This is a genomic window from Moorena sp. SIO1G6 (assembly GCF_010672795.1).
Classification (GTDB): domain Bacteria; phylum Cyanobacteriota; class Cyanobacteriia; order Cyanobacteriales; family Coleofasciculaceae; genus Moorena; species Moorena producens.
Genome location: NZ_JAAHFZ010000001.1, coordinates 438,557 through 451,833, shown reverse-complemented (window position 1 = coordinate 451,833; position 13,277 = coordinate 438,557). Strand labels below are relative to the sequence as shown.

16 protein-coding genes are annotated in these 13,277 nt (G+C 43.9%); 5 read left to right on the top strand and 11 right to left on the bottom strand.

The window, feature by feature from the left end; all coding sequences use genetic code 11:
• Nucleotides 1-119: 119 nt before the first annotated feature.
• Entirely contained in the window at nt 120-1,619 is a 1,500-nt protein-coding gene (locus F6K63_RS02055; protein WP_008191640.1) for a sensor histidine kinase, read from the bottom strand.
• A 97-nt stretch (nt 1,620-1,716) separates the two neighbouring features.
• On the bottom strand, nt 1,717-1,863 hold the full coding sequence (locus F6K63_RS02050) for a hypothetical protein (protein ID WP_008191642.1): 147 nt from the start codon (nt 1,861-1,863) through the stop codon (nt 1,717-1,719).
• A 117-nt stretch (nt 1,864-1,980) separates the two neighbouring features.
• Between F6K63_RS02050 and F6K63_RS02045 the strand changes: the two genes are divergently transcribed.
• The 4 genes from F6K63_RS02045 (at nt 1,981) to F6K63_RS02030 (ending at nt 6,064) form a co-directional block, all read left to right on the top strand.
• Nucleotides 1,981-3,108 (top strand): sensor histidine kinase, encoded by a 1,128-nt coding sequence (locus F6K63_RS02045; RefSeq protein WP_287248291.1) that lies wholly within the window; start codon nt 1,981-1,983, stop codon nt 3,106-3,108.
• A gap of 91 nt (nt 3,109-3,199) precedes the next feature.
• Nucleotides 3,200-3,634: a response regulator gene (locus F6K63_RS02040; RefSeq protein ID WP_008191647.1), complete on the top strand. Its 435-nt coding sequence runs from the start codon at nt 3,200-3,202 to the stop codon at nt 3,632-3,634.
• A gap of 282 nt (nt 3,635-3,916) precedes the next feature.
• Nucleotides 3,917-4,039: a hypothetical protein gene (locus F6K63_RS02035; RefSeq protein ID WP_287310575.1), complete on the top strand. Its 123-nt coding sequence runs from the start codon at nt 3,917-3,919 to the stop codon at nt 4,037-4,039.
• 363 nt (nt 4,040-4,402) lie between these two features.
• Complete coding sequence (locus F6K63_RS02030; RefSeq protein ID WP_287310573.1) at nt 4,403-6,064, top strand: hybrid sensor histidine kinase/response regulator; 1,662 nt, start codon at nt 4,403-4,405, stop codon at nt 6,062-6,064.
• Between the two features lie 271 nt (nt 6,065-6,335).
• Here the strand turns inward: F6K63_RS02030 and F6K63_RS02025 are convergent, their stop codons facing one another.
• Nucleotides 6,336-7,142: a PRC-barrel domain-containing protein gene (locus tag F6K63_RS02025; protein WP_008191651.1), complete on the bottom strand. Its 807-nt coding sequence runs from the start codon at nt 7,140-7,142 to the stop codon at nt 6,336-6,338.
• A gap of 845 nt (nt 7,143-7,987) precedes the next feature.
• Here F6K63_RS02025 and F6K63_RS02020 point away from each other — a divergent pair.
• Nucleotides 7,988-8,353 carry a LapA family protein gene (locus F6K63_RS02020; RefSeq protein ID WP_008191653.1) on the top strand — a complete coding sequence of 122 codons (366 nt, stop codon included), beginning with the start codon at nt 7,988-7,990 and terminating at the stop codon, nt 8,351-8,353.
• Nucleotides 8,354-8,641: 288 nt separating this feature from the next.
• On the opposite strand, the gene F6K63_RS02015 is transcribed toward F6K63_RS02020, so the two are convergent.
• From F6K63_RS02015 to F6K63_RS01980, 8 genes are all read right to left on the bottom strand, one after another.
• A complete protein-coding gene (locus tag F6K63_RS02015; protein WP_287257039.1) occupies nt 8,642-8,986 on the bottom strand; it encodes a hypothetical protein in 345 nt (114 codons plus the stop codon).
• Between the two features lie 173 nt (nt 8,987-9,159).
• On the bottom strand, nt 9,160-9,402 hold the full coding sequence (locus F6K63_RS02010; RefSeq protein WP_287310571.1) for a hypothetical protein: 243 nt from the start codon (nt 9,400-9,402) through the stop codon (nt 9,160-9,162).
• A 118-nt stretch (nt 9,403-9,520) separates the two neighbouring features.
• Nucleotides 9,521-10,021 (bottom strand): diheme cytochrome c, encoded by a 501-nt coding sequence (locus F6K63_RS02005; RefSeq protein ID WP_229414779.1) that lies wholly within the window; start codon nt 10,019-10,021, stop codon nt 9,521-9,523.
• 88 nt (nt 10,022-10,109) lie between these two features.
• On the bottom strand, nt 10,110-11,018 hold the full coding sequence (locus F6K63_RS02000; RefSeq protein ID WP_071104529.1) for an AAA family ATPase: 909 nt from the start codon (nt 11,016-11,018) through the stop codon (nt 10,110-10,112).
• A 281-nt stretch (nt 11,019-11,299) separates the two neighbouring features.
• Nucleotides 11,300-11,491, bottom strand: coding sequence for a hypothetical protein (locus F6K63_RS01995; RefSeq protein ID WP_287310568.1), 192 nt, complete (start codon nt 11,489-11,491; stop codon nt 11,300-11,302).
• A gap of 149 nt (nt 11,492-11,640) precedes the next feature.
• Nucleotides 11,641-11,808: a hypothetical protein gene (locus F6K63_RS01990; protein ID WP_287310566.1), complete on the bottom strand. Its 168-nt coding sequence runs from the start codon at nt 11,806-11,808 to the stop codon at nt 11,641-11,643.
• A gap of 60 nt (nt 11,809-11,868) precedes the next feature.
• Nucleotides 11,869-11,997, bottom strand: a complete 129-nt coding sequence (locus tag F6K63_RS01985; RefSeq protein ID WP_287310565.1) for a hypothetical protein — start codon at nt 11,995-11,997, stop codon at nt 11,869-11,871.
• Between the two features lie 203 nt (nt 11,998-12,200).
• On the bottom strand, nt 12,201-13,229 hold the full coding sequence (locus tag F6K63_RS01980; RefSeq protein ID WP_287310563.1) for a bifunctional riboflavin kinase/FAD synthetase: 1,029 nt from the start codon (nt 13,227-13,229) through the stop codon (nt 12,201-12,203).
• Nucleotides 13,230-13,277: the final 48 nt, after the last annotated feature.

The window sequence follows — 13,277 nt, the reverse complement described above, 5'->3', positions numbered from 1 at the left end:
CTTATTTTCAACTATAGCGCGAAACTACCTCTGACTACAGAGGGATGTTCCTTTGGAAGCGCTACGCGATCGCATTGTCAATTTTGGCAGACACATGATTATACAAAATATTTTTGCTTTCATACCTGCTCGCTTTCGACAGGGCTTTCAGCCTTGCTTTTTCTAAAAACGGGTATTGTAACTGTAAAGGTTGTCCCTTGGTTGAGAGTGCTTTCAACTTCGATTTGACCGTGGTGATTCTCAACTATTGTTTTAGCGATCGCTAAACCTAGCCCTGCTCCTTTTGCTGTATCATAGGGTCTGGCTGGATCAGCTCGATAAAAGCGATCAAAAATATGAGGTAATGCTGATGCACAGATGCCTTGACCGGAATCAGTTACCTTGACTTGAAGCAGGAATTGCAGGTTTCTTGCCCTACGTTTGCTGGGAGGTTCTAACTGTTGTAATTCCACTTGAATAAATGCTTCCCCTGGAGTTTTGGTAGAGGCTGGTGTGTATTGGACAGCGTTATTCACTAGATTGGTAAATAAACGTGCCAATTGATTCCAATCCCCCTCAAGGGTAAAGGCATCTTCGTCCAATGTTGGATTTTGGAACCCTTTACTAGGGCAGGGTGGCAGAAATACCTGATCAGCCCCCATCTCTTCCTCTGTCTGCTCTGTCTCCTTTGTTCCCTCTGTTAACTCTGTGCTCTTTTCCTGATCGGGATTGGGGATTTCAATCAAGTAAAGGGAAATGCGTTTTTCTGTAGCAATCGGCTGTTGCTCCTCGATCACTTCCATCAGCAAAGCATCCAGGTGGACTAATTGCCACTGGGGTTTTACCATACCGCTATCAGCACGAGCCAAAAACAGCAGGTCATTCACCAGTCTTCCTAAGCGCTGGGTTAATCGCTCTATCACTTCGAGTTGGTGCCGTTGCAACTCAGATGCTAAATCGGGATCCCCCAGAGCAACTTGCACGTTAGTCTGAATCGTCGCAATTGGGTTTCTGAGTTCGTGGGAGGCATCAGCAGTGAATTGTTTGAGCCGTTGGTACGACTCCCGTACTGGCTTCATAGCCATACCAGATAGTAACCAACCAATAGCACCAGTAGAGATAATCATCACCACTGTACCTAGAGTCAGATCAAATATCAGTTGGTGGCTGGGTTTGGTGACTTCAAACCATGGGTGGCTAACCCGTAAATAACCCAAGATATAATCCTCGATTTGCACCGGTTGGGTTAACTGTCGCAGGAGATGCTCTGCTGATAAATGAACTGTTGCCCTAGTGGTGTTGGCCTTTAACGGAATAGTTAAGGGTTCAGAGAAGGTTGACCACAGCAAATCCCCCTTCGGACTAAACCACTCCAGGTCAATGTGGTCATCTTCTACCCCATCACTATTGTCTCGAAAACTGGCTTCAATGTTGAATTGGTAGGGACTCTCGCCATCATCCACAGGTTGAATCACCAGTGATCGCTCTACCACTTCTACGACATGTTTGAGGGTGTCATCAACCCGTTCAATCAGGGTGTGGCGGACATAAAGATAGACACCAGTTGCAAATAGTAACAGTAAGACTGCTGTGACCGTAGTATACCACAGAGCAAGGCGTCGGCGAGTAGTTTGAAACATGATAATTTAACAGACATCAAAGATCAACAGGACTTACGCCGCCAAGCCGGTTTATTAAAATAATTACACCGATTCCAGCCTTTGATTTATGAGGTGCCTAAGTCCTGATCAAATCCGGTTGACTAATGATCATATCTAGGATCGGGTCATGGGTAATGGCTACTATCAATTCCAGTAGGATCGGATTGAGCACAACTGAGAAGCGAACCAGTTGCTGCCAGTGTAGAGTAATAACTGAGGTCAAAGCTAAAATTGATATCGTCTCCGGTTAAATCGTTCTTGTTTGTAGAGACTTGGTCTGCAACGTCTCTACACAGAAGGTTTGATTGATTGTTCCTTCTCCGACTTGTCTGCCAAAAGAATGAGCCTTCAAAAAAGCGATCGCAAACCAGCAAAACTATTTCTAAGCTCTCGGGAAGACCTCTTGGAGTCCCTAGTCGAAAATTCTCCCGAGTGTATAGCGGTATTTGACCGGGAATTTCGTTATGTCTATGCTAATCCGGCCTTGTCACAGGCATTTGGGATAGCCCAGTCAGAATTAATCGGCAAAACCCATCATGACCTCCAGATGCCAGAAGACTTTATCCACTTATGGGATAGAGCGATGGAAAAGGTGTTTGCCACAGGTCAAGAAAAGAGGATTGAATTCCAGTGGATCACAGAGAATGGGCGACAGTTTTATCAATCCTGTCTGGTACCAGAGTTGGCCAGTCATGGTTCAGTAGAATTTGTGTTGGGGTATAGCTGTAACATTAGCGATCGCATAACCAATACAGAATTTTCAAGGTCGATTGAGCAACTACAGAATTCTAACCGAGAACTGGAACAGTTTGCTTATGTGGCTTCCCACGATTTACAAGAACCCCTGCGGAAAGTCAAGAGTTTCACAGAATTGCTGGTGGAAGAGTACCAGGGGAAATTGGATGGCGAAGCAGACAAATACATGGCTTACATTGTTGATGGTGTCTTCCGGATGCAGACTCTGATTAAAGATCTGCTCGCCTACTCCCGTTTGGGTAGGTCTGAACTGACCTTTGAACCCACAGATATAGCTGAAGTGCTTGAGCAGGTTCTTGAAAACTTGAGTGTTACCATTAAAGAAAATCATGCTGTCATCACCCATGATCCACTACCAACTATCCCAGCTAATCCTCAACACATGGTGGAATTGTTCCAGAATCTAATCAGTAATGGCATCAAATTCCGTTCCGAGGCAACTCCTGAGATTCACATTGAAGCTCAGTTGCAGGAATCCCAATGGTTAATAGGGGTTCGAGATAATGGTATTGGTATTCCAAGCAAGTATGCTGAACGAATTTTTTCCATATTCCAACGGCTACATGGTAGGAGCAAGTATCCCGGTACCGGGATTGGTTTAGCCATTTGTCAGAAAATTGTCCAGTGTCACGGCGGAAATATTTGGGTCGAATCCGAGTCTGGTGTTGGCTCAAGATTCTATTTTACCCTGCCAATTCATCAGAGTTGGTAGCCAAATATGACTCATGGGTTTGTGGATAAAAAATCAATAATAAACGATATTATAACCAATTTCAAATAACCCAAGTTCAAATAACTATGATATGTACAGTAAATTCCCTGAAATTCTGCTAATAGAAGACGATCCTGGAGATATAGAACTCACCAGGAAAGCACTCAACAAAGCGAAACTGGCGATTAACCTCCATGTGGTTATGGATGGTACTCAAGCCCTGGCTTACCTGTACAGAGAGGGGGAGTATGCTGATTCCCAGCAACCTGACTTAATTTTGCTAGACCTAAACCTGCCTGGGATGAATGGACAAGAGATTCTCCAGCATATCAAAGGTGATGATAACCTCAAGCAAATACCCGTTGTGATGCTGACCACTTCAGATGCTCAGGAAGATATTGTAAAAAGCTATGACTTGGGAGCTAACTGTTATCTTAAAAAACCAATTAGCTTAAAAGAATTTGACAAGATTATCGAAGCCCTAGAAGATTTCTGGTTTAGTGTTGTGAAACTACCGCCGCCATAAACTAGCTGGAATTCAAAATTCAAAATTCAAAATTCAAAATTTTTACATGTTTAACTAGTGGTAAAGATGTAGCGGAATTCAAAATTCAAAATTCAAAATTCAAAATTTTTACATGTCTAGGTAGTGGTAAAGATCTAGTGGTTTGGCTACGGTCTGGTCAAGGTAACGGGAGCTAAAATCGCTACTTTTGTACAACTACCCTTCTTCCCTCTCCCCTCTCCCCACAGTCTTCCCCCGATTCCCGATTCCCGATTCCCGTTCCCCTCCTGGGAGGGGTTAGGGGTGGGTTCCGATTCCCGATTCCCGATTCCCGATTCCCGATTCCCGATTCCCGATTCCCGATTTCCGATTCCCGATTTCCGATTCCCGATTCCCGATTCCCGATTCCCGATTCCCAGTGGGTAGCGCTATAGGTCAGAAACCATTAGCCTCAAGCCTAATCTGATCATGGCTAATGCCTTCAAGGATAAACCTAATTATTGAAATCTTACCACCATTACGCCTCCTGATCTTTAAGATTAATTTTATGATTTGAGGCTAAGTTAGCCATCGAAGACCCTCAGACGGTATACTTTTTTGTATTTTAATCCCCTTGATCTCAAGGATTATACGGGTTTTATGTGCATTTTTTAGTGAATTATCCGTATAAGTACGGAGATGACTATTAGTGAAATTACGGTGGAAACAGGTTTTTTTTTAGGTCAATATTAACATATTAGATTTAATTGATATCTAACCGATGTTTGTTGATTAGTTAACGGTATTCCAATGTCATCAACGTACCTACCAGTCACTTCTCCTTCAGCTGATCAAACTAATTTCTGTGCACCAGTCCCTGCTTCAGTCATTTATTTTCAGAATAAACTCCCCACAGAAAGAGCAGACCATCCTGATTGTACCCGAATCCTCTTAATTGAGGACGATATCCAGGATGTTGAGCTCATTAAAGCATTACTCAAAAAGGCAAAACATTTTCCAGCAACACTCACCCATGTAGAGACCTTAGAGCAAGGTCTCGAATGCCTAAAGCAGGGAAATATTAATATCGTACTCTGTGACCTGTTCTTACCCGATCAGCAAGGCCTAGAGACATTTTGCCAAATTTATGCCCAGTTTCCCGAAGTGCCTATAATCATTCTGAGTGGACTGACTGATGAGAATTTAGCGATAGAAGCGCTACAAGAAGGAGCACAGGATTACTTAGTTAAAGGAGAATTTGATCGGAACCTATTGGTACGAGCGATGCGCTATGGCATGGAGCGGCAACGACTGCTGTTAGCACTGAAGCGACAAACTGAAGCCCTACGAGCCAGTGAAGAACAATTTCGCACCATGATTACCAGAAATGCTGATGGTGTTGTGATTATTGATCAGAATCGAGTGATTCAATTTGTTAATCCCGCAGCAGAATCCCTGATGAACTGTAAAGCGGAGAAACTCCAAGGAGAACTATGGTGCAGTTCCTTAGTGGTTGGTCAAACTACAGAACTAGATATTCGCTCCTCCTATGGAAAAATTGTTATTGCCGAAATCCAGCTAGTAGAGATTCAATGGGAAGGGAAAAAAGCCTATATGGCATCACTGCGAGATATCACCACTCGCAAGGAACTAGAAATTGCTCAGAAGCAACTGAATGATGAGCTAGAACGTCGGGTTGAGGAGCGCACACTTGAACTAAGAGTAGCTAATGATCAGCTCCAAGTTTTGGAAATTAAACTACGTCAATCACTGGTTAAAGAAAAAGAATTGAGCAATTTTAAATCTCGGATTATCTCTAGCATTTCCCATGAGTACCGCACCCCATTAACTACCATTTCTTCATCAGCAGCAATCCTGGAACGGTACTGTCATCAAATGGATCTGACTCGGCAAGTAAAACATTGTAGACGTATCCAATCCATGGTTCAGCAACTGACTGGTTTAGTGGATGATGTGCTATTTATTAACAAGACAGAATTTAAGCAACTAGATTTACAACCCGAACCTATAGACTTAGTTGAATTTTGTAGTAAATTAGTTGATGAAATCAAATCTAAAACCACCTATAAGCACCAGCTCTTGTTTAGGCATGAAGGTGACTGTCAGGAATTCAGATCAGATCCTAAGCTACTAAGCCAAATGCTAACTAATCTCCTCTCTAATGCTATTAAATATTCTCCTCAAGGAGGCAAAGTCGAACTTAACCTTAAATGTGACACTAATCAAGTAATACTGGAAGTTACCGATGAAGGAATTGGCATTCCTAAGCACGATCAAGGTGAGTTATTTAATTCCTTTAGTCGTGGGAGTAATATCGGCTCCATAGGGGGAATTGGATTGGGGTTATCAATTGTCAAAAGTTATGTGGAACACCATCAAGGTGAGATAGTTATGGAAAGTAAAATAGGTTTAGGTACTCGTGTTACTGTCTGTTTACCATTGCTTGCTTAGTGGTTAGTATGACTGACAAAAATTGATTTATTGATTTATTTAACCGCAAATTATCAGAAGGGGAGAATACTAATATAGTTGGTAAAATGTATTTATAAGCAATCAGATCTAGTTCACGTCATGACTTATTAGTAAAGACTTATTGGTCTTGGGTCTTAGTTAATGGAAAATGGAAAATGGAAAATGGAAAATTCATAACTCCCAATTCCCAATTCCCAATTAACAGCCATAGGCAAAAATTATCGCCTGATTATAAATCCTTAGAGTCCTGTTATGTTTTATCTTTCAACTGCTTCGTAACGGATTTGGCTTTATCCTGTAAGTGTGCGGTGGTAGCCTGAGCTGTGTCTTTCAACTGATCAGTAACTGATTGAGCTTTATCTTTAAACTGTGCAGTGGTCGCTTTGGCTTTATCCTTCAACTGTTCAGTAACTGATTGGGCTTTATCTTTAAACTGTTCTGGTATATGTTGAGCTTTTCGCTTGACATCTTGAAATTCCTGGACAGTTTTTTGATAATCTTCCTTGATCAGGTCTGTAGCTTGACTAATTTTTTGATTAAGTCCTTCCCCATACTGTTTACTATTTTGAGCAACTGCATCCAGTACAATTATCCGCTTGCTGCCAATACTCGAAATTGCTACGGGTGGGAGTAGATACATACCATCCATAACCCCATGCCAGCCAAGGTCCGAGAAGAGATAGTTAACTACACTACCGCTTTTGGGTTTAAGCAAGTAGTCCACTAGCTTACCAATTTTGTTACCCGCATCTGTCCATACCTCATGTCCGATCAGGGAATCCCAAGACTCCGTTTTCTGTTGAGTTTTGTGATTTTTGCTAGTGTTGACGAGAATACTATCGGTGCCAATACTCTCGACTTGACCCCAAGCAAAGTAGCGTTTTTTCGCCCCAAGTAATCCAGACTTACACCTTAAGGCCACGACTCGATGAGCTTGATAGTCCAACAAGAGTTGATCGACATGACCAATTTCTTCCGTCGTCTGACGCTCTAAGACTAGACGATTGAGTAACTGGCTCTGCCTGATCGGTTTGGGTTGGATAAATAGTAAAGACATCTGTTCATGTCTCCAATAGTTAAGAACTGGCGATGGCGGTCGGAAAAAGACACAGAAGGCTCAGCAGCAGTAAGCTATCAGGTAAGCATATGCGCTACAGATGGTGCTACTTGAGGTGCCTTTAGCAGTCAGCCCTCAGCTATCAGCTTATGGGCTATGGGCAGGCTACTTGAGGTGCTTTTGAATAAAACAGGTAAGCATTATTCAATGCTCCCGTTCAAGGTTTATTTTAAGCTGACCGCTGACCGCTGACCGCTGACCGCTGACTGCTGACTGCTGAATGCTTGTGTACCCCTCTGTGATTTTTTCCATCTAGATTTTAGCTTACAATAATTGAGTCAAGTCTGATCTAGGGTAAGCATTCAGCTATCAGCTATCAGCGTGTGGTGTATCAGACGAATTAAAGTAGGGTGGGCAAAGTAATATAATCATTAATACTCAAAACAATCAAACTGTTTTTGCCCACCCGATCAGCCTGTGGTGTATCAGACGAATTAAAGTAGAATTAAAGTAGGGTGGGCAAAGTAATATAATCATTAATACTCAAAACAATCAAACTGTTTTTGCCCACCCGATCAGCCTGTGGTGTATCAGACGAATTAAAGTAGAATTAAAGTAGGGTGGGCAAAGTAATATAATCATTAATACTCAAAACAATCAAACTGTTTTTGCCCACCCGATCAGCCTGTGGTGTATCAGACGAATTAAAGTAGGGTGGGCAAAGTAATATAATCATTAATACTCAAAACAATCAAACTGTTTTTGCCCACCCTACAACCTGATAGCTGACCGCTCACGGCTGAATGCTTACGATCTAGGGGATTACCAAGGAGTGAGTTGAGACTATGCGCTTATTATTTTTGATTTCGGGCTTCGTGATCGGCTTAGCTATAGCAGCTATCTTATTCGCCCTCCAAAATAAAACCATTGTGCCGGTCAACTTTGGGGTTTGGACTATAGAAGAACCCTTATCTATAGTGATTCTTTTAGCTCTATCTATGGGCTGTTTAACTGGTTTATTAATCTCCACACCTACCCTAATCAACCAAAGTCGTAAACTAGCTCGGCAACGGAAACGGATTAATGAGTTAGAGCAGGATTATAATGAAACAATAGTAAATATTGATAACCAACGCAAAAGAATACAGTACTTGGAAGATAGTTTGAAAACTAAGATAGGTGCGTCATCAGCAGAATCTGAGCCGCAATAGCTGGAAAAATAAGCATTCAGCGGTCAGCGGTCAGCGGTCAGCAGATTTAACTCAGATTAAACAAATGCTTACCTCTTTCTTTTATTCTAAATGCTTTCGTGATCAATAAGAATGTGCATAGCCCATAAATAAACTGTTCGCGTTCGCGGAGCGTGGCCATTCGCGTAGCGTGGCCAACGGCCAAGGCCAAGCGTGCGCGTAGCGCTAATCGCTGTTCGCTGATAGCTGATAGCTGATAGCTGATAGCTGATAGCTGGTAGCTGGTAGCTTACCTTTTACTTACCTATTTTAACTACTGATCAAGGATTCAAACTCAGCTTTTAATGATTCAAAATCTGCCACCCTTGACACCAGTAAATTATCCTTACCAGCATCATTTAATCGTTGTTTCCAATAACTGATGATTTCTGGGTGATTCATCCAGAATTCAATGACACTGTCTACAGCTTGATCTATACCCCAATCTGCCTGGGAGGGAAGGGTTTCAGCTGATTCAATTAAAGCATCAAGGGTACACTGATAAGTACCTAAGTATTTCAGTTTTGGTGGGACTTTTCTCTGACTCAACGTCTGTTGATGATTGAAAAAGTCTAGGACAGGAGATACTCCTAAGATTTCAAAGGTGTATTTCATAGGTTGAATACCTTCCTTTTTACCAGTTATCCTTTTTACCAGTTATCCTTTTTACCAGTTACCTCAACCTTTCCAGGCAAGGTCATCAAGATTGGTAGATTTTTATGAGTTTTATGTTCTGTGTTCTGGATAAGAACTCTGACTGTTGACCAATCCTATAGAACTGCTATGCACTAAATAATAAAGGAATTGTTAAATTGGTTTTGTAGTAATTGTAACACAATGTTATAGCCTGTAGCACAAGGGATCTCGGAACAGGGAATCGGGAATCGGGAATCGGGAATCGGGAATCGGGAATCGGGAATCGGGAATCGGGAATCGGGAATCGGGAATCGGGAATCGGGAATCGGGAATCGGGAATCGGGAATCGGGAATCGGGAATCGGGAACACAGAAGAGCCAAGAGCCAAGAGCCAAGAGTGAAAAAATCTTGTGTATCTGATTAGACTAGAAAGCGCTATACTTCCCTAATTTCCCAGACTCCCAGACTCCCTATCTCCCTATCTCCCCATTTCCCCATCTCCCTATCACCGGATTAGGGGGCATCCTGCCATTCTGGGGTCAGGGTGCGGTAATCGTAGTTTGCGACACCGGGATGACAAGTAACACAGGTTTTAACCCCAAAGGGTCGAGGGATTTTGACTCGGGGATGCAGGGCATTGAAATAACGGGATTGGGTCATACGATAAGGGACTTCTTCGTCTTTGTTATGGGGACGGGAGAAGTCTCGCAAGTATTGCCAGGTCAGCAATAAACTTGGACCAAGCAGTCTTCGGAGTTGCGTACCATAATGTTCCTGTGGCTCTAACAATAACCGACGCCAGGTTTCGGTAGGCAATACTTCTGGTGGCAAAGCAATGTGACAAGCGGAACAGTTTTCTAGGTAAAGGTCTTTGCCTAATTTGTAGCGTTTGGACACTGGGTCCATGGATGCGATTACTTCGGTGGGGGTGGAGGTAACTGTTTCTGGCTCAATCGTATATCCTACGGCTCGCTCCAGTCCCCATCCTATGCTAATACTCCAAAAAATTAGCAATAATAACAGAACCCAAGGTGAACGTCTACGGTTTCGCCTTGGGCTTATTGACTTCAAAAATTTGGACATACCTCACACACAACACTTTTTAAGGGATTGGTACAGAGCGCAACAATTGCTCAACAATGGGCTGAGCACGACGCCCCCCCGAGGTAATGAGACGATGGGACAGTACATAAGGTGCCAGGAACTTGATATCATCTGGGATGGCATAATCTCGACCTTCCACAAAGGCTAGTGCCTGGGTTGCCCGTTGTAAAGCAATGGTACCGCGAGGACTGACTCCTAAGGTGACATCTTCGGCGGAACGGGATGCTCTGACTAAATTGAGCATATACTCTTGTAGTGACCGTTCTACTTTGACCTGGTGACAAAGATGCCGTAATTCTAATACTTCATCGGTGGTGATACAGGGGGTGAGCTCGGAAACCATCATTCCTTCTAGATGGCGTTGCAACATCTGGAGTTCTTCTTGTTCTGTGGGATAACCTAGGGATAAGGATAAGAGGAATCGATCCATTTGGGCTTCTGGCAAGGGGAAGGTACCTTGATATTCCACTGGATTTTGGGTGGCAATCACGAAAAAGGGCTGAGGTACGGGACGCGATCGCCCATCTACGGTGACCTGCTGCTCTTCCATTACTTCCAATAAGGCTGACTGGGTCCGGGGTGTGGCTCGATTAATTTCATCGGTTAGCAAGACATGGGTAAATACTGGACCTGGCAGAAATTCAAATTCACCACTGCGCTGATTCCAGATATTGGTTCCTGTGATATCCGTAGGTAATAGGTCAGGGGTACATTGAATACGTTGAAATTTCCCATCTATGGAACGGGCTAGGGATTTCGCTAGTAGTGTCTTGCCCACACCAGGGACATCTTCCAGCAAGGCATGACCCCCAGCCAATAGGGCCACGATCACTAGACGAATGGCATCTGCTTTACCAACAATCACACGACCGAGATTTTCCTGGAGCTGTTGAATTCTTTGTCTCATAGAGCAGTGTTCAATTGGGTGAGGGATAAATTATTGGAGGGAGCAGGGAGCAGGGAACAGGGAACAGGGCAAACATCCCCCTATCTCCTATAAGCTAGCAAGGGTTTTCGGAAAATGGGAAAGATTTTGATAGGGCTTATCATACTTATGAGGTACAGGAGGTACAGTCAAGTTTCTTACCCCGACTCCCGATTCCCGATTCAAATGTAAAAAACCTACCCTGATCAGGTGGGTGATCCCCCCTAACCCCCCTTAATAAGGGGGGAACAAGAGCAAGATCCCTATTCTTCTTCATCCATGGGTAGACTTCTATCCAGAAAAATTAAAAACTTAGCATCAGGCATGAGATGTTTCATGGCTTGCGAATAGCTCCTGGCATCAGAAGGGCTGCAGAACCGAGCGAAAACTAATGGTGGCCTGCCTCGCAATAGGCGAATCATGACCCACGGTTGTAAGCTGGGACTATAGGACATAATTTAGGTATCTCCTTTAAAGGGGAGCCAGAGCCAGCCTTGGGCGTGTACATCTTCGGGCTGGCTCTTACTTTTGTATCTCCATTTTGAGTATAGCACAAAAAATGTTTAATTATAGCATATTTTGAAAAGTTTTGTAACAAATTCCTTTAGGGAGTGGGGAATCGGGAGTGGGGAATCGGGAATCGGGAATCGGGAATCGGGAATCGGGAATCGGGAATCGGGAATCGGGAGCAGGAGTAGGGTGCGTTAGGGGCGGGCTTGCCAGCATGTTCAACTTCGTAGTCAGTGTGGTGAGAGCCCGTCCCGTAACGCACCACCAGTCAAACTGATTTTGTTTTGGGGTTTTGCTGCGGGATTAGCGATCGCATAAAGGATTAGCGATCGCATAAAGGATTAGCGATCGCATAAACTAAAGCGCGATCGCATAAACTAAAGCGCGATCGCATCACCGATACAGAAGCGATCGCATAAGCAATACAGAATTTTCCAGGTGGGTTGAGCAACTACAAAATTCTAATCAAGAATTGGTGAGCCTGCTCTAACTTTCTGGTGGGTGATCCCCCCTAACCCCCCTTAATAAGGGGGGAACAAGAACAAGCCAGTTACTGATCTGACTCCCGACTCCCGTTCCCCTCCTGGGAGGGGTTAGGGGTGGGTTCCGACTCCCGATTCCCGATTCTAAATTCTAAATTCTAAATTCTCAATTCTAAATTCCCCTAAAAAAATCCCTAGCAGCTTCACAATCTATCTGAATCTGGGCTTTGAGGTCATCTAGGGAGGAAAATTTTTGTTCGGAGCGGATAAATTTCTTGAGGCTTACGGTTAGGGTTTTGCCATATAAATCTCCGGACCAATCGAATAGATGAACTTCGACGGTTAAACTGGTGCCCTTGACCGTGGGGCGCATACCAATATTCATGACACCAGGATGGGAGGATAAATTGGTGTCTAGGTTAGAGGATTCAGGGCCATGGGAGACTTCGACGCAGTAAACCCCTAGCTTAGGCAAAAATTTGTCTGGGGGTAAGTGGAGGTTAGCGGTGGGAAATCCAATAGTTCTACCGAGTTGTTGACCTTTCTCTACTATTCCGATTAGGGTGTATGGCCGTCCTAGAAATCGGTTGGCTTTGTCGATATCCCCTTCCGTTAAGGATTGGCGAATGCTGGAACTACTGATCCGTTGGTCTTGACGTTTGTACAAGGATACGATATGGACGGTAATACCGTAGGCGGAGGCGATCGCATCCAAATCCGTTGCGGTGCCAGCTCGCTTATGGCCAAAGCAAAAATCCTCTCCCACACTGACTTGCTGTGCCTGGAGTTGCTCGACTAAAATCTTTTCCACGAATTCCTGGGGACTCAGGGAAGCTAGCTCCCGGTTAAAGGGTAATAGGGCTAACTGTTGCACACCCAATACACTCAACTGTTGTGCTTTTTCTGTTGGTGGTGTCAGTAGCTTCCAGGCTTGACCGGAAAAGAATTCTCGGGGATGGGGATTGAAGGTGGCTACTGTGGGATAGATTAGTTCTAGATTTGGGTCTAGATTTGGGCCACTGGTTTCAGGGTTACTAAATTGCTCAAGATTGGATGATGTCAGGGCTTGAGCTTGAGCAGTTACTGCCGTTGGCAAAATGGGAGCAATAACTTGCTGATGCCCCAAATGGACGCCGTCAAAGTTTCCCAGGGCAACAGCGGTTGGTGTTAACGCGGTAGTTAGAGATGATGTAATCCACACGCTTAATATTTTGACATATTTCGCCCGTGGTAGGCAACGGATGAGCGC